The 23,387-nt window shown below is 61.4% G+C and carries 21 protein-coding genes; 13 read left to right on the forward strand and 8 right to left on the reverse strand.

All coding sequences use genetic code 11. The features are described from left to right. Window positions 1-115: 115 nt before the first annotated feature. The 4 genes from UIB01_RS07615 to mfd form a co-directional block, all read right to left on the reverse strand. A complete protein-coding gene (locus tag UIB01_RS07615) occupies window positions 116-685 on the reverse strand; it encodes a hypothetical protein (protein WP_038658441.1) in 570 nt (189 codons plus the stop codon). 142 nt (window positions 686-827) lie between these two features. After that, window positions 828-3,158, reverse strand: coding sequence for a DEAD/DEAH box helicase (locus UIB01_RS07620; RefSeq protein ID WP_038658447.1), 2,331 nt, complete (start codon window positions 3,156-3,158; stop codon window positions 828-830). A 71-nt stretch (window positions 3,159-3,229) separates the two neighbouring features. Further along, complete coding sequence (locus UIB01_RS07625; RefSeq protein WP_038658450.1) at window positions 3,230-3,748, reverse strand: CsiV family protein; 519 nt, start codon at window positions 3,746-3,748, stop codon at window positions 3,230-3,232. Further along, window positions 3,749-7,195, reverse strand: coding sequence for a transcription-repair coupling factor (mfd, locus tag UIB01_RS07630; protein ID WP_038658453.1), 3,447 nt, complete (start codon window positions 7,193-7,195; stop codon window positions 3,749-3,751). It abuts the gene before it with no gap. Window positions 7,196-7,353: 158 nt separating this feature from the next. Between mfd and UIB01_RS07635 the strand changes: the two genes are divergently transcribed. The 10 genes from UIB01_RS07635 (at window position 7,354) to sthA (ending at window position 17,805) form a co-directional block, all read left to right on the forward strand. Next, window positions 7,354-8,805 (forward strand): glyceraldehyde-3-phosphate dehydrogenase, encoded by a 1,452-nt coding sequence (locus tag UIB01_RS07635; RefSeq protein ID WP_038658456.1) that lies wholly within the window; start codon window positions 7,354-7,356, stop codon window positions 8,803-8,805. 328 nt (window positions 8,806-9,133) lie between these two features. Further along, window positions 9,134-10,471, forward strand: a complete 1,338-nt coding sequence (locus UIB01_RS07640; RefSeq protein WP_038658459.1) for a Na(+)-translocating NADH-quinone reductase subunit A — start codon at window positions 9,134-9,136, stop codon at window positions 10,469-10,471. Window positions 10,472-10,474: 3 nt separating this feature from the next. Continuing rightward, window positions 10,475-11,686, forward strand: a complete 1,212-nt coding sequence (locus UIB01_RS07645) for an NADH:ubiquinone reductase (Na(+)-transporting) subunit B (RefSeq protein WP_038658462.1) — start codon at window positions 10,475-10,477, stop codon at window positions 11,684-11,686. Further along, a complete protein-coding gene (locus UIB01_RS07650) occupies window positions 11,679-12,473 on the forward strand; it encodes a Na(+)-translocating NADH-quinone reductase subunit C (protein WP_038658465.1) in 795 nt (264 codons plus the stop codon). Before UIB01_RS07645 ends, UIB01_RS07650 begins: the two co-directional genes overlap by 8 nt. Beyond that, window positions 12,470-13,144: an NADH:ubiquinone reductase (Na(+)-transporting) subunit D gene (locus UIB01_RS07655; RefSeq protein ID WP_180983559.1), complete on the forward strand. Its 675-nt coding sequence runs from the start codon at window positions 12,470-12,472 to the stop codon at window positions 13,142-13,144. Before UIB01_RS07650 ends, UIB01_RS07655 begins: the two co-directional genes overlap by 4 nt. Continuing rightward, window positions 13,144-13,752: an NADH:ubiquinone reductase (Na(+)-transporting) subunit E gene (gene nqrE / locus UIB01_RS07660; RefSeq protein WP_011913759.1), complete on the forward strand. Its 609-nt coding sequence runs from the start codon at window positions 13,144-13,146 to the stop codon at window positions 13,750-13,752. The genes UIB01_RS07655 and nqrE overlap by 1 nt, the downstream gene beginning before the upstream one ends. Before the next feature lie 12 nt (window positions 13,753-13,764). Next, the gene (gene nqrF, locus UIB01_RS07665; protein WP_180983574.1) at window positions 13,765-14,991 is read left to right on the forward strand and encodes an NADH:ubiquinone reductase (Na(+)-transporting) subunit F; all 1,227 of its coding nucleotides are present in this window, start codon (window positions 13,765-13,767) and stop codon (window positions 14,989-14,991) included. A gap of 127 nt (window positions 14,992-15,118) precedes the next feature. Beyond that, on the forward strand, window positions 15,119-16,042 hold the full coding sequence (locus UIB01_RS07670; protein WP_038665510.1) for an FAD:protein FMN transferase: 924 nt from the start codon (window positions 15,119-15,121) through the stop codon (window positions 16,040-16,042). Next, window positions 16,039-16,266 carry a (Na+)-NQR maturation NqrM gene (gene nqrM, locus UIB01_RS07675; protein WP_038658478.1) on the forward strand — a complete coding sequence of 76 codons (228 nt, stop codon included), beginning with the start codon at window positions 16,039-16,041 and terminating at the stop codon, window positions 16,264-16,266. The genes UIB01_RS07670 and nqrM overlap by 4 nt, the downstream gene beginning before the upstream one ends. Before the next feature lie 144 nt (window positions 16,267-16,410). Then, window positions 16,411-17,805 (forward strand): Si-specific NAD(P)(+) transhydrogenase, encoded by a 1,395-nt coding sequence (gene sthA, locus UIB01_RS07680; RefSeq protein WP_038658481.1) that lies wholly within the window; start codon window positions 16,411-16,413, stop codon window positions 17,803-17,805. A 147-nt stretch (window positions 17,806-17,952) separates the two neighbouring features. On the opposite strand, the gene UIB01_RS07685 is transcribed toward sthA, so the two are convergent. From UIB01_RS07685 to UIB01_RS07695, 3 genes are read right to left on the reverse strand one after another with little or no spacing between them, the layout of a single operon-like run. After that, a complete protein-coding gene (locus tag UIB01_RS07685) occupies window positions 17,953-18,675 on the reverse strand; it encodes a glycerophosphodiester phosphodiesterase (RefSeq protein ID WP_038658484.1) in 723 nt (240 codons plus the stop codon). Continuing rightward, window positions 18,672-18,980: a hypothetical protein gene (locus UIB01_RS07690; RefSeq protein WP_038658487.1), complete on the reverse strand. Its 309-nt coding sequence runs from the start codon at window positions 18,978-18,980 to the stop codon at window positions 18,672-18,674. The genes UIB01_RS07685 and UIB01_RS07690 overlap by 4 nt, the downstream gene beginning before the upstream one ends. 3 nt (window positions 18,981-18,983) lie before the next feature. Then, complete coding sequence (locus UIB01_RS07695) at window positions 18,984-19,619, reverse strand: PilZ domain-containing protein (RefSeq protein ID WP_080695058.1); 636 nt, start codon at window positions 19,617-19,619, stop codon at window positions 18,984-18,986. A gap of 32 nt (window positions 19,620-19,651) precedes the next feature. Here UIB01_RS07695 and UIB01_RS07700 point away from each other — a divergent pair, with 32 nt between their 5' ends. The 3 genes from UIB01_RS07700 to UIB01_RS07710 are packed head-to-tail and all read left to right on the forward strand — an operon-like array spanning window position 19,652 to window position 22,849. Beyond that, window positions 19,652-20,899, forward strand: a complete 1,248-nt coding sequence (locus UIB01_RS07700; protein WP_038658490.1) for a lipoprotein-releasing ABC transporter permease subunit — start codon at window positions 19,652-19,654, stop codon at window positions 20,897-20,899. Between the two features lie 7 nt (window positions 20,900-20,906). Then, window positions 20,907-21,605: a lipoprotein-releasing ABC transporter ATP-binding protein LolD gene (lolD, locus tag UIB01_RS07705; RefSeq protein WP_038665516.1), complete on the forward strand. Its 699-nt coding sequence runs from the start codon at window positions 20,907-20,909 to the stop codon at window positions 21,603-21,605. Further along, entirely contained in the window at window positions 21,605-22,849 is a 1,245-nt protein-coding gene (locus tag UIB01_RS07710; RefSeq protein WP_038665519.1) for a lipoprotein-releasing ABC transporter permease subunit, read from the forward strand. Before lolD ends, UIB01_RS07710 begins: the two co-directional genes overlap by 1 nt. A gap of 6 nt (window positions 22,850-22,855) precedes the next feature. Here UIB01_RS07710 and UIB01_RS07715 read toward each other — a convergent pair whose 3' ends face one another. After that, the gene (locus UIB01_RS07715; protein WP_038658492.1) at window positions 22,856-23,371 is read right to left on the reverse strand and encodes a DUF2062 domain-containing protein; all 516 of its coding nucleotides are present in this window, start codon (window positions 23,369-23,371) and stop codon (window positions 22,856-22,858) included. Window positions 23,372-23,387 lie beyond the last annotated feature (16 nt).

Raw genomic sequence — 23,387 nt, forward strand, 5'->3', positions numbered from 1 at the left:
GCCGGGTTCAGCCAACCCGACGGCGGTGTGCGCAGCAGCGTGCTGCGTCGAATATACAGCTGCGCGGGGGCGAGGCAGCGTTCTGCTTCAGCCCGGCGCCTTCGTAATGCGGCGATCAGTCCTGCAGTTTGATGTGCGAGATGTCCGGTACGGCGCCTGCCGTGTCGCGTGGCAGTTCGCCCATGTCGCTGCCCACCGGGGCCAGACTGAACTGGGACAGGTCCACCCGCGGTGCCTCGGGCTCGGGACGGGCATCCTGCAGGTCGACTCCCACCGGCGCGATGCCAAAATCGGGCGCCTCGACGTCGGCGAAGGCGGCCATGTATTCGTCACGGGGCGTCACCTTCAGCGCAGCCGGGGCGGCGTTTGCGCTGGTGACGGTAGGTGGCGTGGGCGCGACGCTTGCCGCTGGGGTTGCGGGTGGTGGCGGCGCCAATTCGATTTCCTCGACATCCACCGGCATCGGTTTGACCTCTACCTGCGCACCGGCACGTTCCATTGCCTGCCGGTACTTCTCCACCGCAGCGAAGTCGAGGTTCTGCTTGATGACGATGCGTCGTCCGGAAAACAGCAGTGCGATGCGCTGCGCATCCGCCTGGAACAGTTTGGTCAGGTTGGCTTCGACCTGCTCGAGCCTGGCGCCGGGGAGCAGTTGGCCGGAAAAGGCGATTTCGTAGAGGCTCATGGGTGCTGCTCCTTGTGGCGCTACCGGTGACGGGGCGGCGGACCGCCGCAGGTTGGAACGTTAATCGAGATGGCGATGATCTGGCAAAGCGCAAAGTGCTGCCCTTGCCGCTGTCACAAGTTCGTCAGCTGGAGTGCCTGGTTCACGGCAACGGGGCAAACAGGGCGTCGATATCCTGCTCGCCAAGCTGCCAGCCGGCATCGCCGGAACCCTCAAGCACACCAGCGGCCAGTTCGGCCTTGCGCGCCTGCAGCTGGCGAATGCGCTCCTCGACGGTGCCGCGGGTAATCAAACGATAGACGAACACCGGTTTGTCCTGGCCGATGCGGTAGGCACGGTCGGTCGCCTGGTTCTCCGCCGCTGGATTCCACCAGGGGTCGTAGTGGATCACGGTATCCGCGGCCGTCAGGTTGAGTCCGGTGCCGCCGGCCTTCAGGCTGATCAGGAACAGCGGGACTTCACCCGCCTGGAAACGCTCGACCGGCGTGCGGCGATCATCGGTTTCACCGGTCAGCTTGACGTAGGCAATGCCGCGCTTGTGCAGCGCCTGCTCGATCAGTGCCAGCATCGAGGTGAACTGGGAAAACAGCAGCACGCGACGGCCTTCGCTCATCAGTTCGTCGAGCATCTCCAGCAGGCTGTCCAGCTTGCCCGAGCTGCTGCCGCGTATGGCCCGTGTGGACTCGCCCTTGAGCAGGCGCAGATCGCAGCAGACCTGGCGCAGCTTGAGCAGCGCCTCGAGGATGACCATCTGGCTGCGTGCCAGGCCCTTGCGCTCGATCTCGTCACGCACCTTGCGATCCATTGCCAGACGCAGCGTTTCGTAGAGCTCGCGCTGGGCATCGTTGAGTTCGACCCAGTGGACGAACTCGTTCTTCGCCGGCAACTCGGTGGCCACCTGTTCCTTGGTGCGGCGCAGCAGAAACGGCCGGATGCGCGCGCGCAGGTGCGCCAGGCGAGGCTCGTCACCATGCTTTTCGATGGGATTGCGGTAGTCCTGGGTGAAGCGTTTGGCGTCGCCGAGCCAGCCGGGCATGAGGAAGTGGTACAGCGACCAGAGCTCGCCAAGATGGTTTTCCAGCGGCGTGCCGGTCAGGCACAGGCGCTGACGCGTCTGCAGAGCCCGCGCGGCCTGGGCCGCTTTGCTGGAGGGATTCTTGATGTGCTGGGCCTCATCGAGAATCAACACATGCAGCGGCTGTTCGCGCAGCACGGCGATGTCGCGGGTCAGCAGCGCATAGCTGGTCAGCAACAAGTCGTGCTCGGCTAGTTCGCCAAAGTGCTTCTGGCGACTGGTGCCGGTCAGGGTCAGCACCCGCAGTTGCGGCGCGAAACGCCTGGCCTCGTCCTGCCAGTTGGGTATCAGGCTGGTCGGCATCACCACCAGCGCCGGTCGGTCGAGCCGGCCGGCCTGTTTTTCGACCAGGATGTGGGCGATGCTCTGCAGCGTCTTGCCGAGGCCCATGTCATCGCCGAGGATGCCGCCGGCGCCCAGCTCGCGCAGGGTCTGCATCCAGGCCAGCCCCTGCAGTTGGTAGGGGCGCAGCGTGGCGTTGAGTGCGTCTGGTGCCGGGCATGCCTGAGCGCTCGGGCTGTTCAGTCGCCCGGCGAACCGACGCAGCCGCTCGCCCCCTCGCCAGTCTGGCCTGAGCTCCTCCAGCCCGGCCAGCCGCGCGCCGTCGGCCTTGCTCAGGCGCAGCGAAGCGCCATCCATCGGCTCACGCAGGTACAGCTCGCCCAGGGTCGCCAGGATCGGCTTGATTCGCGCGAACGGTAGGGCGACCTGCAGGGTTTGCCCGTCACGCTGGCCCGGCCGATCGAGCTGGACGCGCAACTGCTCCTCGCCACTGCGCTGGGCGAGGGCGCGCGGCGTCAGCAATTGCGGGTTCTGGCGGATCAGGCGCAAGAGCACCGGCAATATGCCGATGCGCTGACCGTCCACGACGATGCCCAGATCAAGATCGAACCAGTCGTCATCGGCTGACTCATCGATTTCCGCGTACCAGCTGTCGATGGCCGCCAGGTCATAGGCGAAGCCTGGATGGATGTCGAGCTGCCAGCCCTGGCGGCGCAGTTCGGGCAGCTGCTGCTGAACGAAACCGAGCCAGGCTTCTTCTCCGGGCAGCTGGAACATTTCCGCCGAGTCCTTTGGCAGCGCCAGGCTCTGGCGCAGTGCCGGGCGAAAGCCGAGCTGCTCCAGGTGCTTGCGTAGTGCCTGTTCGGCCTGGGCATGGCGGGCGATCAGCTGCAGCTCGTCACCGGCCAGATGGCGGATGCGCTCGCCGTCGCGCTTGCCATGGACGCAGGCATCGCCGTAGATGAACGACAGCCCGGCGCGATGCTGATGTTCGCTGACCATGCGCTGGTTGCCTGGTTGGTAATTGATTGCCAGGTGGCTGCCGAGGCTGAGCAGCGGGACTGGGCGCAGGTCGTCGATCAGTCGCTCCTTGCGGGGAGCCAGAGGAGGGGCCAAGGCTCAGCTCCTCCCTGCAAATGCGAGGTGCACCAGGCCAGTCTTGGGCTGGGAAGAGCGGCGGCGCTTGCTCATAGCCGCTTCAGTTCGATCAGCAGCCCGAGGCTGTCGTGATCGATATAGGTCAGCCGGCCAGGCACCAGGCGTACCCGCTGGGTCAGGCGTTCGCTGGCGAGCAGCTGGCCATAGTCGCCGAAACGGTTTACCCAAAACGTCACATCCGTTCGCATATAGCGTCCGGGGCGTATTTTCAGTACGCCCTGAATCGGGTAGTGCTCGAAGTGGCGCGGTCCCTGATGCAGCGCAATTGCCTTGCCGTCATCGCTTATCTGCTGTCGCCAGGCCCGGTGCAGCAAGAGCTGATAGCCGGGCTCGGCGGAGAGTCTTTCGGCGATGGCCTCCAGCATTGGTGGACGCTCTGCGTTGCGTTCCAGCATCTGCGTGTCTTTCGCCCATCCAGAGGGCGCACGCTGACTGGCCAGCAACGGAGCGTCGTGGCGAAACAGAAGTACCTCGACCCGATACAGCGCCTCGGCAAACGCCGAAGGCGCGCAGAGGAACAGCAGCCAAAGCAGCCAACGAGCCGGCATCTAGGATCCCAGTTCGCTGGGCGCGAGTCGTTCGAGGAGCGCTTCCAGGGTATTGAAACGCTCTTCCGGGCGTTCCATCGGCACCTGGAATTTGAACAGCGTGGCGCCCTCGAACTTGTAGCGCTTGGGCTGACTCTGGATCAGCTTGATCAGCACCATCGGATCGACCGAGGTATCTGCCGAGAACTCGATGCGCCCACCCTGCGGGCCGGCGTCGATCTTGATGATGCCGAGCTTTTCCGACTGCAGCTTGAGCAGCGTCAGGCGCACCAGATTCTTGGTTGGCTCGGGCAGCAGGCCGAAGCGGTCGATCATCTCCACCTGCAGTTCCTTCAAGCCATCCTCGTCGGCGGCATTGGCGATACGCTTGTAGAGGATCAGACGGGCGTGCACGTCCGGCAGATAGTCCTCCGGAATCAGTGCCGGCAGGCGCAGGTTGATCTCCGGGCCGCCGCCGAGCGGCTGCTCCAGGTTCGGCTGCTCGCCCTTGCGGATGGCTTTGACCGCGCGCTCGAGCATTTCCATATAAAGAGTGAAGCCGACGGCCTGGATCTGTCCGCTCTGGCCCTCGCCGAGCAGCTCGCCGGCGCCGCGGATTTCCAGGTCGTGGGTGGCCAGGACGAAGCCTGCACCGAGGTCCTGGGCATTGGCGATGGCCTCCAGGCGCTTCTGCGCGTCGTCGGTCATGGCCTTGCGAGTAGGGGTGAGCAGATAGGCATAGGCCTGGTGGTGACTGCGCCCGACCCGGCCACGCAGCTGGTGCAGCTGCGCCAGGCCGAACTTGTCGGCGCGCTCGATGATGATGGTGTTGGCGCTCGGCACGTCGATGCCGGTTTCGATAATGGTCGAGGCCACCAGCACGTTGAAGCGCTTGTGGTAGAAGTCGCTCATGACCTGTTCGAGGTCACGCTCGCGCATCTGCCCGTGGCCGATCGCGACGCGTGCCTCCGGCACCAGTGCCTGCAGATCGGCGGCGCATTTCTCGATGGTCTTCACATCGTTGTGCAGGTAATAGACCTGGCCGCCGCGCAACAGCTCGCGCAGCAGCGCCTCCTTGATCACGGTGTTCTGCTGTTCCATGACGAAGGTGCGCACCGACAGGCGGCGCGCCGGCGGCGTGGCGATGATCGACAGGTCGCGCATGCCGGCGATGGACATGTTCAGCGTGCGCGGAATCGGCGTGGCGGTCAGGGTGAGGATGTCCACCTCGCTGCGCAGCGCCTTGAGTTGTTCCTTCTGGCGTACGCCGAAGCGGTGTTCCTCGTCGATGATGACCAGGCCCAGGTTGCTGAACTTGACGTCGTCCTGCAGCAGCTTGTGGGTGCCGATGAGGATGTCGATCTTGCCCTCGGCGAGCTCGGCGATAGCGTTCTGCACCTCCTTGGCGGATTTGAAGCGGCTCATCACCTCGACCCGCACCGGCCAGTCGGCGAAGCGGTCGCGGAAGCTGTTGTAATGCTGCTGGGCGAGCAGGGTGGTCGGCACCAGTACGCCAACCTGCCGGCCGCCATGGACGGCGATGAACGCGGCGCGCATGGCGACTTCGGTCTTGCCGAAGCCGACATCGCCGCAGACCAGGCGGTCCATCGGCTTGGCCGACAACAGGTCCTCGCGCACCGCGTCGATGGCGGCCTGCTGATCGGGCGTTTCCTCGAACGGAAAGCCTGCGGCGAACGTTTCGTAGTCGACCTGCGGGTCTTTGAATGCATAACCCTCGCGTGCCGCGCGGCGGGCGTAGATGTCGAGCAGCTCGGCGGCAACGTCGCGGACCTGCTCGGCGGCCTTGCGCTTGGCCTTCTGCCAGGTTTCCGAACCGAGCCGGTGCAGTGGCGCGAGCGCGTCGTCGCTGCCTGTATAGCGGGCGATCAGGTGCAGGCTGGCGACCGGCACGTAGAGCTTGGCGTCCTCGGCGTACTGCAGCAGCAGGAATTCCTGCGCCTGGCCTTCGATTTCGAGGGTGACCAATCCCTGGTAGCGACCGACACCGTGATCGATGTGCACCACCGGCGAGCCTTCGCGCAGCTCGGTGAGGTTCTTGATAACGTTTTCGCCAGCGTCGCGACCCTTCTCCCTGCGTCGGCGTTGCATGACGCGCTGGCCGAACAGGGGGCTTTCCGCGACCAGTGCCACGTCGTCCAGTTGCAGGCCTTCGTCGAGCGGGGCGATGGTGATGGCCAGACGTTCGTCGCTGGCGAGAAAGCCCGGCCAGCCGTCGACTTCCTGAGGACGCAACTTCAGCCGTGCCAGCAGCTCCAGCAACACCTCGCGGCGACCAGCGGATTCGGCAGTGAACAGCACGCGTCCCGGATAGCTTTCGAGGAATTGCCGCAGCTTGCCCAGCGGCTCATTGGCCTTGGACTCGATGGCCAATTCTGGCAGCGCGTGGGCATTGAAGCGTTCACGGCCGATACCTGGCTCGACGTCCTGCTGGCTGGCGACCACCCGTGGCCAGAGTTTCAGGCGAGCGAAGCAGTCCTCCACCGGCATGAACAGCTCGGCAGGCGGCAACAGCGGGCGCTCGGGGTCGACGCGACGTTCCTCGTAGCGATTGCGTACATCACTCCAGAACTGCTCGGCGGCCTGTTCGATGCCGGGCAGCGAGAACACCTGGCTGTCTTCGGGCAGGTAATCGAACAGCGTCGCGGTTTCTTCATAGAACAGTGGCAGGTAGTACTCGATACCTGCTGGGGTGATGCCGGTGGAGAGATCCTGATAGATCGGGCAGCGGCGGAAATCGACGTCGAAACGCTCGCGGAACCGCGCGCGGAAGCCAGTGACCGCTTCTTTCTTCAGGGGGAACTCGCGTGCCGGCAACAGGCGGATCGACTCCACCTTGTCGATCGAACGCTGGTTTTCCGGATCGAAGGTGCGCAGTGTTTCGATCTCGTCATCGAACAGGTCGATGCGGTAGGGCAGGGGGCTGCCCATGGGGAATAAATCGATCAACGCACCGCGTACGGCGAATTCGCCATGCTCGTAGACCGTGTCCACGCAGCGATAGCCGGCCGCTTCCAGACGCAGACGCATCTGCTCGACGTCGAGCTTCTGCCCGACGTCCAGCACCAGACTCGAACCCAGCAGGAAGCGCTTCGGCGCCAGCCTGTGTAGGGCGGTGGTGATCGGCACTACCAGCACGCCGTGGCTCAGTTCCGGCAGTTGGTAGAGCGCGGAAATGCGCTGGGAGACGATGTCCTGATGTGGCGAAAATATGTCGTAGGGCAGCGTTTCCCAATCGGGGAAATGCAGCACCGGCAGTCCCGGTGCGAAGAAAGCGAGCTCTTCCTGCAGGCGCTCGGCACTCTGGCTGTCGGCAGTGAGGAGCAACGTGAAGCGTTTGGCGTTGCTGGCTGCTTCGGCAATCGCCAGGCTCAGCGCGGCTCCTGGAAGATTGCCCCAGTGTTGCTTGCCGCTGGCGGCAGGCAGGGGTGGAAGGCGCAAGACGGACACGAGTGGGCGTGGCTCCGATAGAAAAATAGGCCGTCGGGATTGTAACTATCGAGGCGCTTGGCTGTCAGTGTTTCGTCCGCTGCAGATTGCCGGCGCTAGGGTGCGCCGTCATAATGTAGCCCCTTTTCTCAGCCCCTACATGTTGGAAGGAACTGCCCGTGACTCAGAAGCCCGACCAGTGTCTTGGTGAATGGATTGACCGCGAAGCCCTCGCCGAAGCGATGATTCCGCTGATTGGTCAGCTGTATCGCAACAACAACGTGGTGACTTCGATCTACGGCCGTGGCCTGATCAATCGTTCGGTGATCGCCATCCTCAAGGCACACCGTTTCGCCCGTCACCGCATTGCCGACGAAACCGAGCTGTCGGTGCACGACACCTTCCAGATCCTCAAGACGATGAGCGAAATGAACCTGGGCGCCGCTTCGGTGGACCTGGGCAAGCTGGTCGCCAAGTACAAGGAAGCGGGCAACGGCCGCAACCTCGAGCAGTTCGTCCGCGAAGAGCTGGCCGAAGTGGCTGACAAGCGTCACGCCGCCTCCGGCCACAAAGGCACCGACGTCGTACTTTACGGTTTCGGTCGAATCGGTCGCCTGCTGGCGCGTATCCTGATCGAGAAAACCGGTGGTGGCGACGGCCTGCGCTTGCGCGCCATCGTCGTGCGCAAGGGCGCCGACAACGATCTGGTCAAGCGTGCCAGCCTGCTGCGTCGTGATTCGGTGCATGGTCCATTCGATGGCACCATTACCATCGACGAAGAAAACAGCACCATCACCGCCAATGGCAACCTGATCCAGGTGATCTATTCCAACGATCCGTCATCGGTGGACTACACCCAGTACGGTATCGAGAACGCGTTGCTGGTCGACAACACCGGTAAGTGGCGCGACGCCGAAGGCCTGGGGCAGCACCTCAAGTGCCCAGGTGTCGCTCGCGTCGTGTTGACCGCGCCGGGCAAGGGCGAGCTGAAGAACATCGTGCATGGCATCAACCATGGCGATATCACTGCCGATGACAAGATCATCTCCGCTGCGTCCTGCACCACCAACGCCATCGTGCCGGTGCTCAAGGCGGTCAACGATCAGTACGGCATCGTCAACGGTCACGTTGAAACCGTGCATTCCTACACCAACGACCAGAACCTGATCGACAACTTCCACAAAGGCAGTCGTCGTGGTCGCAGCGCAGCGCTGAACATGGTCATCACCGAGACTGGCGCCGCCACCGCTGCCGCCAAGGCGCTGCCAGTGCTCAAAGGCAAGCTGACCGGCAACGCGATCCGCGTGCCGACGCCGAACGTGTCGATGGCCATTCTCAACCTGAACCTGGAGAAGGCTACCAGTCGCGAAGAAATCAACGAGTACCTGCGCCAGATGGCCATGCACTCGGATCTGCAGAAGCAGATCGACTTCGTCAACTCGCAGGAAGTTGTATCCACTGATTTCGTCGGCTCGCGCCATGCTGGTGTCGTGGATGCCGAAGCGACGATCTGCAACGACAATCGTGTCGTGCTCTACGTCTGGTACGACAACGAGTTCGGCTACAGCTGTCAGGTGGTGCGGGTGATGGAAGACATGGCAGGGGTTAACCCGCCGGCGTTTCCGCGCTAAGCGCTGCGGTGGATGAAGCAGAAACGGGAGCCTCGGCTCCCGTTTTGCGTTTTTGGGTGGTGGCGCGCGCGCCGGGCTTGAGTGGTCGAATGGTCGCCCAATAGTGTGGAGCGCCATTTTTGCTCCTCTTGTTTCGAGTCAAAAATCCGCAACGCTTGGGTGGTCAGTCAAGGTCCGCGACCTCTATAATCGGGCGGATTTTTTACCTGGGTCCGCGACATGGTGTCGCGCCAATAACGTATTGGTGCGCGCAGCGCAATCCTACTTTGCGCCATGCCGTTGGGTCTGCAAAAAAAAAGCTTTCTAAAATCAGTGGTTAGGCAAACCGATGATCAATATAAAACGAGGGCTTGATTTGCCCATAGCCGGTGCGCCGGCGCAGCGTATCGAGGCCGGAAGGCCCGTACGTAGCGTCGCTGTCATTGGCTTCGACTATCCGACCATGAAGCCGACCATGGCTGTTCAGGTCGGTGATCGGGTTAAGCTGGGGCAGATCCTTTTTTCCGACAAGAAGTCCGAAGGCGTGCATTACACCGCGCCTGGTGCTGGTGTCGTCAGCGCAGTGCATCGCGGCGAGAAGCGAGTGCTGCAGTCGGTAGTGATCGACCTCGACGGCGATGAGGAAATCACTTTTGCGAGCTACTCACCAGCTCAGCTGGATGGTCTGAGCAGCGAACAGGTTCGTGAGAACCTGCAGCAGTCCGGCCTGTGGACCGCGCTGCGCACGCGCCCTTTCAGTAAGGTGCCAGCCGTCGACGCTACGCCGGCCTCGATTTTCGTGACGGCAATCGACACGCATCCGCTGGCCGCCGATCCGGCGATCATCATTGCCGAACAGTCCGATGCGTTCGAAGCGGGCCTCAAAGTCCTCGGCAACCTGGCCAAGGTGTTCCTGTGCAAGGCTCCGAACGTCTCGTTGCCGGGTGAGTCCCTGGCCAAGGTTCAGGTTGAAAGCTTCAGTGGTCCGCATCCTGCGGGGCTGGCTGGCACCCATATCCATTTCCTCGATCCGGTGAGCGCCAGCAAAAGCGTCTGGACCATTGGCTATCAGGACGTCATAGCGATCGGCAAGCTGTTCACCAGCGGGCGTTTGTCGGTTGAGCGCGTGGTGTCGCTGGCCGGTCCGGTGGTTGAGCAGCCGCGTCTGGTACGTGCCCGTCTTGGTGCGAACCTCGACGAGCTGACCGCCGGTGAGCTGCAGCCCGGCGCGAATCGCGTTGTCTCCGGCTCGGTGCTGGGCGGTCGTACCGCTCATGGCGCGTTCGCCTATCTCGGTCGCTACCACCAGCAGGTTTCCTGTCTGCGTGAGGGTAAGGAGCGCGAAATGCTCCATTACATGCGTCCCGGCGTCGAAAAACACTCGATCCTCAATATCTATATCTCCAAGCTGATGGCGGGCAAGAAGTTCGCTTTCTCAACGTCCACCAATGGCAGCCCCCGCGCGATGGTGCCGGTTGGTAACTACGAAGAGGTCATGCCGCTGGATGTTCTGCCGACCCAGTTGCTGCGTGCGCTGATCGTGGGCGACACCGAGGTGGCGCAGAAGCTCGGCTGCCTGGAGCTGGATGAAGAAGATCTGGCGCTGTGCACCTACGTCTGTGCCGGGAAATACGAATACGGCCCGATCCTGCGGGACAATCTGACCCGCATCGAGAAGGAGGGTTAAGGCATGGGCATCCGCGCATTCCTCGACAAGATCGAGCATCACTTTGAAAAAGGCGGCAAGTACGAAAAGTGGTACGCACTGTACGAAGCAGCCGACACCTTCCTTTATCGTCCCGGTAGCGTCACCAAGACCACCGCCCACGTGCGCGACGGCATCGACCTCAAGCGCATGATGATCACCGTCTGGATGTGTACCTTCCCGGCGATGTTCTTCGGGATGTGGAACACCGGCTACCAGGCCAACCTGATCTTCGCGCAGAGCCCTGATCTGCTGGCGGCTCAGGAGGGCTGGCGCTTCGGTCTGATCGGTGCGCTCGCCGGCTTCGATCCGAACAGCCTATGGGATAACTTCATCCAGGGCGCGGCCTACTTCCTGCCGATCTATGCGGTGACCTTCATCGTCGGCGGTTTCTGGGAAGTGCTGTTCGCTTCGATCCGCAAGCACGAGGTCAACGAAGGATTCTTCGTTACTTCAGTGCTGTTCGCCCTGATCCTGCCGCCGACCATCCCGCTGTGGCAGGTTGCGCTGGGCATCAGCTTCGGTGTCGTGATCGGCAAGGAGATTTTCGGCGGTACCGGCAAGAACTTCCTGAACCCGGCGCTGACTGCGCGGGCGTTCCTGTTCTTCGCCTACCCGGCGCAGATGTCTGGTGATGCGGTCTGGACCGCCGTCGATGGCTATGCCGGCGCAACCGCGCTGAGCCTGGGCTTCGCCGGTGGCATCGAGAACGTCATCGAAAGCGGTATCACCTGGATGGACGCTTTCGTCGGCACCATTCATGGCTCGATCGGTGAGACCAGCACGCTGGCGATCTTCATTGGTGGCGTCATTCTGATCGGCAGCAAGATCGCCTCCTGGCGCATCGTTACCGGCGTGATGCTGGGCATGATCGGTCTGAGCACGCTGTTCAACCTGATCGGCTCCGAGACCAATCCGCTGTTCGGTATGCCCTGGTACTGGCACATGGTCGTTGGTGGTTTCGCCTTCGGCATGATCTTCATGGCGACCGACCCGGTATCGGCTTCGATGACCAATACCGGTAAGTGGGTGTTCGGCATCCTTATCGGTGTGATGGTCGTGCTGATCCGTGTGGTCAACCCCGCCTTCCCGGAAGGCATGATGCTGGCGATCCTGTTCGCCAACCTGTGTGCGCCGCTGATTGACCATTTCGTCATTCAGGCCAATATCAAGCGGAGGCTGGCACGTAATGTCTAGTCAGAAAGAATCCACCGTTCGCACGCTGACGGTAGCCCTGTTGGTCTGCCTGGTGTGCTCCATCTTCGTGGCCGGCGCCGCTGTGGCGCTTCGTCCGACCCAGCAGGAAAACCGACTGCTCGACAAGCAGCGCAGCATCCTGGCCATCGCTGGCCTGGGCGAGGCGGGCATGTCCGGCAATCAGGTCAAGCAGCTGTTCAATGACCGCATCGTTGCTCGTCTTGTTGATCTGGAAACCGGCAAGTTCAGCGACGAGTTCGACGCCAAGACCTTCGATCCGCTGGCGGCAGCAAAGGATCCGGCGCTGTCCAAGCGCCTTCCTGGTGAGCAGGATATCGCCTCGATCAAGCGTCGCGAGCGCTACAGCACTGTTTATATCGTCGAAGGTCAGGGTGAAGGCGAAATCGACACACTGATCCTGCCGGTTCGTGGCTACGGTTTGTGGTCGACGCTGTACGGCTTCATGGCTGTGCAGGGCGACTTGGACACCGTCGCCGGCTTCGGCTTCTACCAGCACGGCGAAACGCCGGGCCTGGGTGGTGAGGTCGATAATCCGAAGTGGCGCGGCCAGTGGCCGGGCAAGGAACTGTTCGACGACAACGGCAAGCTGGCCGTGCAGATCGTCAAGGGCGGCGTCGATCCGCAAAGCCCGCGCGCCACTCACCAGGTCGATGGCTTGGCTGGCGCAACCCTGACCAGCAACGGCGTCAACTCGCTGTTGCAGTTCTGGCTGGGCGAAAACGGCTTCGGTCCATTCATCGCTAATCTGCGCGCTGGGGAGGCTTGATCATGTCGCAACCCACTGTCAAAGAAGTACTGCTAAACCCGGTCTTCAACAACAACCCCATCGGTCTGCAGATTCTCGGGATCTGTTCGGCACTGGCGGTAACCTCTAACCTGAACACGGCGTTGGTGATGTCGGTAGCGCTGACTCTGGTCTGCGCCTTCTCCAACCTGTTCATCTCGATGATCCGCAGCCAGATCCCGAACTCGATTCGCATGATCGTGCAGATGGTGATCATCGCCTCGCTGGTAATCCTGGTTGACCAGGTGCTCAAGGCCTATGCCTTCTCGCTGTCTAAGCAGCTGTCGGTATTCGTCGGGCTGATCATCACCAACTGTATCGTGATGGGTCGTGCCGAAGCCTTCGCCATGCAGAACCCGCCGGTGCTGTCGTTCTTCGACGGCATTGGTAACGGTCTCGGCTATAGCGCGATGTTGATTGCGCTGGGTTTCATTCGCGAGCTGACCGGTGCCGGCAAACTGATGGGCTACACCATCCTGCCGGCCGTCAATGACGGCGGCTGGTATCTGCCGAACGGCATGATGTTGCTGCCGCCATCGGCGTTCTTCTTGATCGGTCTGTTCATCTGGGGCATCCGCGCCTGGAAGAAGGAGCAGGTCGAGAAGCCTGCCTTCAAGATGGCGCCGCAAGTCTCGAATAAGGAGGCTTATTAATGGAGCACTACATCAGCCTGTTCGTCCGCGCCGTGTTCATCGAGAACATGGCCCTGGCGTTCTTCCTCGGCATGTGCACCTTCATCGCGATTTCCAAAAAAGTGGAAACCGCGATTGGTCTGGGTATCGCGGTCATCGTGGTGCAGACCATCACTGTGCCTGCCAATAACCTGATCTACACCTACCTGCTCAAGAGCGGCGCATTGGCCTGGGCGGGATTGCCCGAAGTAGATCTCAGCTTCCTCGGTCTGCTGAGCTACATCGGCGTGATCGCGGCCATCGTGCAGATTCTCGAGATGACGCTCGATAAGTACGTCCCGAGCCTCTACAACGCGCTGGGTGTATTCCTGCCGCTGATCACCGTGAACTGCGCCATCATGGGTGGCACCCTGTTCATGGTCGAGCGCGATTACAACCTGGGCGAGAGCGTGGTGTACGGCATGGGCTCCGGTCTGTCTTGGGCGCTGGCCATCGCTTTGCTAGCCGGTATTCGCGAAAAGCTGAAGTACAGCGACGTTCCGGATGGATTGCAGGGGCTGGGCATCACCTTCATCACCATCGGACTGATGTCGCTGGGCTTCATGTCTTTCTCTGGCGTACAGCTGTAAGGACGGGACGAACTGATGAGTTACGAAATTTTCCTCGCCATCGGTATGTTCACCGCCATCGTGCTTGCGCTGGTGGTGATCATCCTGGCTGCGCGCGCCAAGCTGGTATCCAGCGGCGACGTGTCCATCGAAATCAACGGTGAGCGAACCATCACCGTACCTGCCGGCGGCAAGCTATTGCAGACGCTGGCCGCCAACAACATCTTCCTTTCGTCCGCCTGTGGCGGCGGCGGTACCTGCGCACAGTGCAAGTGCATCGTCGAGAGCGGTGGCGGCGAGATGCTGCCCACCGAGGAGTCGCACTTCACCCGCCGCGAAGCGGGCGAAGGCTGGCGCCTGTCCTGCCAGACCCCGGTCAAGGCGGACATGAAGATCGAAGTGCCGGAAGAAGTCTTCGGCGTGAAAAAGTGGGAATGCACCGTCGAGTCCAATCCGAACGTCGCGACCTTCATCAAGGAGCTGACGCTCAAGCTGCCGGAAGGCGAGAACGTCGATTTCCGCGCTGGCGGCTACGTGCAGCTGGAGTGCCCGCCGCACGAAGTGCGTTATCGGGATTTCGACATCCAGGAAGAGTATCGCGGCGACTGGGACAAGTTCGATCAGTGGAAGTACGTATCCAAGTGCGACGAGACCGTCATTCGTGCGTATTCCATGGCCAATTACCCCGAAGAACGCGGTCTGGTGAAGTTCAACATCCGTATCGCTTCGCCGCCGCCAGGCCGTGACGATATCCCGCCGGGCAAGATGTCGTCCTTCGTGTTCAGCCTCAAGCCGGGTGACAAGATCACCGTTTACGGACCGTTCGGTGAGTTCTTCGCCAAGGACACCGATGCCGAGATGGTCTTCATCGGTGGTGGTGCGGGTATGGCGCCGATGCGCTCGCACATCTTCGACCAGCTCAAGCGCCTGAAATCCAAGCGCAAGATGAGCTTCTGGTATGGCGCCCGCTCCATGCGCGAGGCCTTCTACGTAGAAGAATACGACCAGCTGCAGGCGGAGAACCCCAACTTTCAGTGGCATTTGGCATTGTCCGACCCGCTGCCGGAAGACAATTGGGAAGGCCCGACCGGGTTCATCCACAACGTGTTGTACGAGAACTATCTGAAGGATCACCCTGCTCCGGAAGATTGCGAGTTCTACATGTGCGGTCCGCCCATGATGAACGCCTCGGTCATCAAGATGCTTACCGACCTGGGTGTGGAGCCGGAGAACATTCTGCTCGACGACTTCGGCGGCTAGCATGATCCGAGCTTCACTCAGATCCATTGCTGTTGCGTCTCTCCAGCCCGTCATCGCTGTCGCGCTCGCGACAGCCCTGACGGGCTGTCTGTTTCAGGACAAAGTCGAAGCCTTCACCGGCCCCACGATGGGCAGCACCTATACCGTCAAATACGTACGCAGTGGCGCTGTCCCGTCCAAGGAGGAGCTGCACGGTGAGGTCGAGGCGATTCTCGACGACATCGACAAACAGCTTTCTACCTACCGCAGTGATTCCGATGTCGAGCGCTTCAACGCATTGCCTGCGGGTAGTTGCGAGCCGATGCCGGAGATGGTGCGCGAATTGGTCGCAGCGGGCGAACGGCTATCAGCGGACAGCGAGGGTGCGTTCGATCTTACACTCGAGCCTTTGCTGAACATCTGGGGCTTCGGTCCGCAGGGCCGTGGTGAGCGCGTTCCGTCGGCAGAAGATATCGAGGCGGCGAAAGCGTTCACCGGCCATCGGCACCTGCGCATCAATGGAGAGCAGTTGTGCAAGGCGGTTGCTGTGCAGCTGGACTTCAACAGCATCGCTGCCGGTTATGCCGTGGATCGTGTTGTTGATCGTTTGAAGGCTCTCGGCGTGCAGAGTTACCTTGTGGAAATCACCGGTGAACTCAAGGCAGAGGGCCGCAAACCCGATGGGTCACCTTGGCGTATTGCCATTGAGGCGCCTCGAGATGATCAGCGTGTAGCGCAGAAAATCGTCGAGCTCGATGGCCTGGGTGTATCCACATCCGGTGACTATCGCAATTATTTCGAGCAGGACGGCCGACGCTATTCGCACACATTGGACCCGCAGAGTGGCCGGCCGATTGACCATCATCTGGCGGCAGTAACGGTGATTGATAGATCGACTTTGCGTGCGGATGGGTTGTCTACCGCGCTAATGGTGCTGGGTCCCGAGCGGGGGCTGGCACTGGCTGAGCGTAATGCGATTGCCGCTTTCTTCGTCATCCGTGAAGGACAGGGCTTCGCAACAAAGAGCACCAGCGCTTTTGATGAGCTGTTCGGTGCAGGAGTAGAGCAATGACTTGGTTATTGGTTTTCGTGGTGATGCTGCTCGTGGTGTTCGGCATGGCCATTGGTGTGATCATGGGCCGAAAGCCCATCGCGGGTTCCTGCGGTGGTATCGCCAACCTGGGTATCGAGAAAGAGTGTTCCATTTGTGGCGGAAGTCGCGAGAAATGCGAAGAAGTGAACGAGGCGAAGAACGCGGCTCGTACCGATCTTGCCTACGACGCCACCAAGCGTTGATGTGAAGGCGCTGCTCGCGGCCATGGTGGCGCCTTCGCCAGATGCGACGGCGCCGTGCTCGAGGGTTGGTGCTGGATGCTTCCTTGAACCCCGGCGAATTCGTTGACAGCAGCGGCGTGTCCCGCTGCGTTTTCAGGAGTGTATATGGCGGTCTATAACTACGATTTGGTGGTACTGGGTTCCGGTCCGGCCGGGGAGGGCGCGGCGATGAACGCCGTGAAGGCGGGACGCAAGGTCGCCGTGGTAGACAACCGACCGCTGGTAGGGGGCAACTGCACACACCTCGGTACCATCCCGTCTAAGGCCTTGCGCCATTCGGTGCGGCAGATCATGCAGTACAACACCAACCCGCTGTTCCGTCAGATCGGTGAACCGCGTTGGTTTTCCTTTCCGGATGTGCTGAAAAGCGCCGAGAAAGTCATCAGTAAGCAGGTCACCTCCCGCACCAGCTACTACGCGCGTAACCGAATCGATACGTTCTTCGGTACCGCCAGCTTCTCCGATGAGCAGAGTGTGGAAGTGGTCTGCCTCAACGGTATGGTGGAAAAACTTGTCGCCAACCAGTTCGTGATCGCCACCGGTTCGCGCCCCTACCGTCCGGCTGACGTCGACTTCAGCCATCCGCGTATCTACGACAGCGATACCATTCTCACTCTGAGCCACACGCCACGTCGGATGATCATCTACGGAGCCGGTGTGATCGGCTGCGAATACGCGTCGATTTTCAGCGGCCTTGGCGTGTTGGTCGATCTGATCGATAACCGCGAGCAGTTACTCAGCTTCCTGGACGACGAGATTTCCGATGCGCTCAGTTATCACCTGCGCAACAACAACGTACTGATTCGTCACAACGAAGAGTACGAGCGGGTCGAGGGCTTGGAGAATGGCGTCATTCTTCATCTGAAATCCGGCAAGAAGATCAAGGCCGACGCCTTCCTCTGGAGCAACGGGCGTACCGGTAATACCGATAAGCTTGGCTTGGAGAATATCGGTCTCAAAGCCAACAGCCGCGGACAGATTCAGGTCGACGAGCATTACCGGACCGAGATCGGCAACATCTATGCTGCAGGCGACGTGATCGGCTGGCCGTCGCTCGCCAGTGCTGCTTATGACCAGGGCCGCTCTGCGGCGGGTAGCATCGTCGAGAATGACTCCTGGCGCTTCGTCGATGATGTGCCGACCGGGATCTACACCATTCCCGAGATCAGCTCGATCGGCAAGAACGAGCGGGAACTGACCCAGGCCAAAATCCCTTATGAGGTTGGCAAGGCGTTCTTCAAGAGCATGGCGCGGGCGCAGATTTCCTTCGAGCCGGTGGGTATGCTGAAGATCCTGTTCCACCGCGAGACGCTCGAAGTGCTAGGCGTGCATTGCTTCGGCTATCAGGCTTCGGAGATTGTGCACATCGGCCAGGCGATCATGAATCAGAAGGGGCCGGCGAACAGCATCAAGTACTTCGTCAACACCACCTTCAACTACCCAACCATGGCCGAAGCCTACCGGGTTGCAGCGTTCGACGGCCTTAACCGGCTTTTTTGAGCGGCTCCGGCCGCCGGCCTGAGGCGGCTGGAGAGGGTGGCGACTCCCGGAATTGGCACTGGCCGAACCGAGAGAGCTTCTGATCAGGTGAAAACGGTTCCGGCAGCGCTCTGGCTGCCGGATATTCTTGATGTTCGAGGCTCGCTGTCAGGAACGCGCCAGCGTACTGACTGCCAGTCCAGGGTAATCGGTGATCAGGCTGTCGACTCCGAAGTCTGCCAGGCGGCGCATTAGCGCAGGCTCGTTTACCGTCCACACCGACACATGCAGGCCCTGCTTACGGGCTCTCTCCAGCCGCTCCGGCGTACACAGCGTCCACTTCAACGCCAGTAGCTCACAGCCATACTGACGAGCCACCTTGAGTGGATCGAGCCAGTTGTACTCGGCAACCAGACCCCGGGAAATCTCCGGAGCAAGCTGGTTCAACGCACGTAGCACCTCGCGGGAACTGGACGTCACGGTAATGCGCTCAAGCAGCCGATGACGTTCGGCCAGCTCCCTGATCGCCATTACCGTGCGCGCCGCGCGAACGCGCGATGCGCTCTTGACCTCCAGCTGCCAGTGTTCGAAATCGCATTTCTCGAACAGTTCGCTCAGCCTGGGTATAGGGCAGGGGGCCTTCCAGCCGGGCCCTCCCAGCCTTGCGTCGTAGCGGACCAGTTCCTCGGCTTCATGCTGGGCCACCTTGCCGCGCCGACCGGTGGTGCGTTTGAGGGTCGGATCGTGAATGACCATCAGCTCGCCATCGAGGGACAGGTGCAGGTCCAGCTCGCAGCGGCGCACGCCGTGCTGCAGGCATTGCTCGAAGCTCACCAGCGTGTTTTCCGGTGCTTCGCCTTTGGCGCCGCGATGGCCATAAATGAGTGTCACGGTTGCAAGTCATCCTTTGGCGGTGATTGGGTACGTTGGTGATGGCGCACGCTGTTGATCACTCGGGTGCCTTCGAAGTACACGGAAAACTCCCGGTAATCCCAGCGGCTGATTGGCGGTTGGCCGACTGCCGGATGTTCCTCGTCGGCGAGGCCGAAGCGATCCAGCACGAGACTCTTAGAATCTCCGCGGGCTGGCATCGGCATGTCCGGCAGGCCTTGCTGGCCTACCGGAATGCGAATGTCTTCAGCGAAAAGGGCGGGGCTGAATGTCAGCGTGAACAGCAGGGTCGCCAGGCGGCGCATCGATCAATCTCCTTGCAGGCTTTCCAGGGCCAGACGCCGCTCCAGCGCCTGTTTCTGCAGGATATGCCGTGCGAGCAGCTGACGCTGTGCATCAGTCAACGCTTCGAACTCGGTGCCGATGTCGTATTGCCCGTCTTCCATGGGGGTGCAGTAGATGACGCGGGCTGCCAAAAGCAGACCCAGCCCTTGCGGTAGCAATACCAGCTTCAATTTAAGGGCTTCGCCGTTGTTTAACGGTTTGTCATTGGCGAAGCTGATGCCTCCCTCGGAGAGCACCACGGGTTGCGGCGCGCCTTGATCCTTCAGCAGGTCTTGCGCCAGGGCCTGACCCAGCAGTTCGATTCGTTTGTTCTGCACCTTCAGGTAATTGGCCAGCGTTCGGTTGCTTTCGGCAATCTGACGCAACAAATGCTGTGCTTCGAAATCGAGCTGGTGCAGTTCGCCAAGCAGACTGAAAAGCGCTGGCAGAGGCTCGTTAGCCTCGGTATGGTCCGGGTTCGCCGGCATGATTTCCAGTGCCACACGATCCTCGATACGGTAGTATTCGCGGCGTTCTTCAGTGTCTTGTGTCGGCATGGCGGTACCCGGATAGCAGTAATGGCCAGAGTGTATCAGGCCCCGTGGTTGCGTCAGCTGCATGTTGTTTTCCCCGCCAGCGAACCCGTCGATTTATGTTCAGACCGCTGTCCGTATACATCGGTGCGCGTTACACCCGCGCCAGACGTCGTAGCCTCTTCGTCTCCTTTATTTCCCTGACGTCCATGATCGGCCTCGCGCTTGGTGTGCTGGTAATGATCGTGGTGCTGTCGGTGATGAATGGCTTCGATCACGAGATGCGCACCCGTGTGCTCGGCATGGTGCCGCACGCGACCATCGAAAGCCCGACGCCGATCAACGACTGGCAGTCGCTGGGTGCGCGCCTCGAAGGCCACCCGCAGGTCGCTGCCAGTGCGCCTTTCATTCAGAGCCAGGGGCTGCTGACGCATCAGGGGCAAGTCACCAAAATATTGATCAATGCCGTGGACCCGAAGGCCGAACGGCAGGTCTCGATCATCGATCAGTTCTTCCGCGAAGGTTCGCTGGACGACCTGGCCGCGGGTGATTTCGGCATCGTCATCGGCGACAAGGCCGCCGCCAAGCTCGGGGTTGGCGTAGGCGACAAGATCACCTTTGTCGCGCCCGAGGTCACGGTGACGCCGGCGGGCATGTTCCCGCGCATGAAGCGCTTCACCGTAACCGGCATCTTCCATGTTGGCGCAGGTGAGATCGACGGCTACGTCGCGCTGGCGAACATCGCCGACATGGCGCGCCTGCAGCGTTGGCAGCCGGACCAGGTGCAAGGCCTGCGTCTGCGTTTTGACGACCTGTTCGAGGCGCCGCGGATTGCCTGGGAGCTGGCCGGTCAGCTCGGCGATGATTTCTATTCCCGTGACTGGACCCGTACCCATGGCAACCTGTACCAGGCGATCCGCATGGAGAAGGCCATGATCGGACTGTTGCTGCTGCTGATTGTGGCGGTGGCGGCGTTCAACATCATTTCGACGCTAGTGATGGTGGTGACTGACAAGCGCGGCGACATCGCCATCCTCCGTACGCTGGGGGCGACGCCGCAGCAGATCATGGCGATCTTCATGGTGCAGGGTACGGTGATCGGCGTCGTCGGCACCTTGGTTGGCGCGCTGCTGGGCATGTTCGCGGCGCTCAATGTCAGCAGCTGGATCGCTGCCCTGGAGCGGCTGATCGGCCACAAGTTTCTCAGTGCGGATGTCTATTTCATCGACTACCTGCCCTCGCAACTGATGGCTGCCGATGTCATCCAGGTCTGTGTTGCCGCGCTGGTCCTGAGCTTCCTTGCGACTCTTTACCCGGCCTGGCGTGCCGCCCGCACCCAGCCGGCTGAGGCGCTACGTTATGAGTGAACAGGTTATGAACGAGCTGTCTTCGCAAAAGCATGCGGTGCTGAGCTGCCGCAATCTCGGCAAACGCTACGAACAGGGGCCGGAGTCGGTGGAGGTGCTATCCGGCCTTCAGCTGGAGCTGTTCCCTGGGCAGCGCGTGGCGATCGTCGGCAGCTCCGGCTCGGGCAAGAGCACGCTGTTGAATCTGCTAGGCGGGCTGGATACGCCCAGCGAGGGTAGCGTGTGGCTAGCAGGCGAAGAGCTTTCGGCACTCAACGAGAAGGACCGCGGGCTGTTGCGTAACCGGGCGTTGGGCTTCGTCTATCAGTTCCACCACCTGCTGGCCGAGTTCACCGCGCTGGAAAACGTCTGCATGCCGTTGCTGATCGGCCGCACCCCGATTCCAGAGGCACGCCAGAAGGCGGCCGCCTTGCTGACACGGGTCGGGCTCGGCCATCGCCTCGAACACAAGCCGGCGGAGCTGTCCGGCGGTGAGCGCCAGCGCGTGGCGATCGCCCGGGCGCTGGTGAACGAGCCGGCGCTGGTACTGCTCGACGAGCCAACCGGCAACCTCGATCACCACACCGCGCAAGGCATTCAGGACTTGATGCTCGAACTCAGCAATTCCCTGCAGACCGCCTTTCTGGTGGTTACCCATGACCGCCAACTGGCCGCACAGATGGACCAGATCCTGCGTCTGGAAGACGGACGCCTGGTGGCTGAATGATGTTCAGGCCCCTGAGTGTCTTCATCGGCAGCCGCTATACGCGGGCCAAGCGACGCAACCATTTCATCTCGTTCATCTCCCTGACTTCGCTGATTGGCCTGGCGCTGGGCGTGCTGGCAATGATCATGGTGTTGTCGGTCATGAACGGGTTCCAGCGCGAAATGAGCGCGCGGATCCTCGGCATGGTGCCTCATGCCACGGTGATAGGTGACAAGCCGCTGGATGACTGGCAGGCCGTCGCGGCACGTCTGTCATCGCATCCACAGATCGTCGGCATGGCGCCGGTTACCCAGCTTGAAGGCATGCTGTCATTCAAAGGCAGCATGCAGCCCATTCAGATCAGCGGCATCGACCCGCAGGCCGAGGCGCAGGTATCCATCGTCGGCGAGCGACTGGTCGGCGGCAGTCTCGATGAGCTCAAACCTGGCGAATTCGGGGTCATCATCGGTTTGATGACGGCGCGACGTTTCGGGCTGAAGCTGGGCGACAAGTTGACGCTGATCGTGCCGGAGGTCAGTTCGACGCCGGGCGGCGTAACGCCCCGCATGCAGCGGCTGAACGTGGTCGGGGTGTTCAAGGTTGGTGCCGATCTGGACGGCAGTCTGGGCATGATCCATCGCGCCGACGCTGCACAGATCCATCGATGGGCGCCGGAGCAGGTCCAGGGCGTGCGGCTCAAGTTGAGCGATCTGTATCGTGCACCGGAAGTCGCTGCGCAGGTTGGCGCAACGCTGGGCGACGGTTACCGAGTGGAAGACTGGTCGTACACCCAGGGCAGCTTGTTCAGCGCGATGAAAATGGAAAAGACCATGATCGGTTTGCTGCTGATGCTGATCGTCGCGGTGGCGGCCTTCAACATCATCGCAACGCTGATCATGGTGGTCGCTGACAAGCGCGCCGACATCGCCATCCTGCGCACTTTGGGTGCTACGCCGCGGCAGATCATGGCGATCTTCATGGTGCAGGGCAGCATCATTGGCTTCAGCGGCACCGTGATCGGCGTGATCCTGGGTGTACTGGGTGCGCTGAATGTGAGCGCGCTGGTGAGCTGGCTGGAAAAAGTGTCAGGTCAGCACATCTTCAGTTCCGATGTGTATTTCATCAATACGTTGCCATCGGAGCTGCGCCTAGAGGATGTCGTGCTGGTATCGGTCGCTGCGCTGACGCTGAGCTTCCTGGCTACCATCTATCCGGCCTGGCGCGCCGCACAGACCCAGCCGGCCGAGGCGTTGCGCTACGAGTGATCGGCTCTAACGACGGCCGTTCTGCCGCCTGCGCCAGCTGCGGCCAACCCACCAGCGCCAGTAGGCCTGGGTGAAGGCGTAGCCAACAACGGCCAGTACCGTCCCGGTGACCAGTGACCCGAGGTACAGCGGCTGCCAGTTGTGCTCCAGCATGTGCCGTACCCAAGCCAGGCTCAGCTCGGCAGGCATGCTGTTAGCCGGCGTGTCGAGCAGCCAGGTGCCAACCTTGTAGTTGCAATAGAACACTGGCGGCATGGTCAGCGGATTGGTCAGCCAGACCAGGCCCACTGCAATCGGCAAGTTCGCTCTCGATGGCAGCGCGCACAATGCTGCAGCGAGCATCTGCAGGGGCATCGGTATCATCGCCCAGAACAGACCGATCGCCATCGCGCGCGCTACCGAGTGCCGATTGAGATGCCAGAGATTGGGATCGTGAATCAGCGCTCCGAGAAAACGCAGCGACTTGTTAGTCTTTATGCGATCAGGGTGCGGCATGTAGCGCTTGAAAAAACGACGCGGCATGAAGGTTCTCTGGCAG

Origin of the sequence: Stutzerimonas decontaminans (assembly GCF_000661915.1) — a bacterium.
GTDB lineage: Bacteria > Pseudomonadota > Gammaproteobacteria > Pseudomonadales > Pseudomonadaceae > Stutzerimonas > Stutzerimonas decontaminans.

What these genes read in the sequence shown, in the direction of transcription:
- UIB01_RS07615 (WP_038658441.1), bottom strand. Translation starts at nt 685, where the DNA reads ATGAGCCTCTACGAAATCGCCTTTTCCGGCCAACTGCTCCCCGGCGCC.
- UIB01_RS07625 (WP_038658450.1), bottom strand. Translation starts at nt 3,748, where the DNA reads ATGCCGGCTCGTTGGCTGCTTTGGCTGCTGTTCCTCTGCGCGCCTTCG.
- UIB01_RS07640 (WP_038658459.1), top strand. Translation starts at nt 9,134, where the DNA reads ATGATCAATATAAAACGAGGGCTTGATTTGCCCATAGCCGGTGCGCCG.
- UIB01_RS07645 (WP_038658462.1), top strand. Translation starts at nt 10,475, where the DNA reads ATGGGCATCCGCGCATTCCTCGACAAGATCGAGCATCACTTTGAAAAA.
- UIB01_RS07650 (WP_038658465.1), top strand. Translation starts at nt 11,679, where the DNA reads ATGTCTAGTCAGAAAGAATCCACCGTTCGCACGCTGACGGTAGCCCTG.
- nqrE (WP_011913759.1), top strand. Translation starts at nt 13,144, where the DNA reads ATGGAGCACTACATCAGCCTGTTCGTCCGCGCCGTGTTCATCGAGAAC.
- UIB01_RS07670 (WP_038665510.1), top strand. Translation starts at nt 15,119, where the DNA reads ATGGGCAGCACCTATACCGTCAAATACGTACGCAGTGGCGCTGTCCCG.
- nqrM (WP_038658478.1), top strand. Translation starts at nt 16,039, where the DNA reads ATGACTTGGTTATTGGTTTTCGTGGTGATGCTGCTCGTGGTGTTCGGC.
- sthA (WP_038658481.1), top strand. Translation starts at nt 16,411, where the DNA reads ATGGCGGTCTATAACTACGATTTGGTGGTACTGGGTTCCGGTCCGGCC.
- UIB01_RS07690 (WP_038658487.1), bottom strand. Translation starts at nt 18,980, where the DNA reads ATGCGCCGCCTGGCGACCCTGCTGTTCACGCTGACATTCAGCCCCGCC.
- UIB01_RS07695 (WP_080695058.1), bottom strand. Translation starts at nt 19,619, where the DNA reads ATGCAGCTGACGCAACCACGGGGCCTGATACACTCTGGCCATTACTGC.
- UIB01_RS07700 (WP_038658490.1), top strand. Translation starts at nt 19,652, where the DNA reads ATGTTCAGACCGCTGTCCGTATACATCGGTGCGCGTTACACCCGCGCC.
- lolD (WP_038665516.1), top strand. Translation starts at nt 20,907, where the DNA reads ATGAACGAGCTGTCTTCGCAAAAGCATGCGGTGCTGAGCTGCCGCAAT.
- UIB01_RS07710 (WP_038665519.1), top strand. Translation starts at nt 21,605, where the DNA reads ATGTTCAGGCCCCTGAGTGTCTTCATCGGCAGCCGCTATACGCGGGCC.
- UIB01_RS07715 (WP_038658492.1), bottom strand. Translation starts at nt 23,371, where the DNA reads ATGCCGCGTCGTTTTTTCAAGCGCTACATGCCGCACCCTGATCGCATA.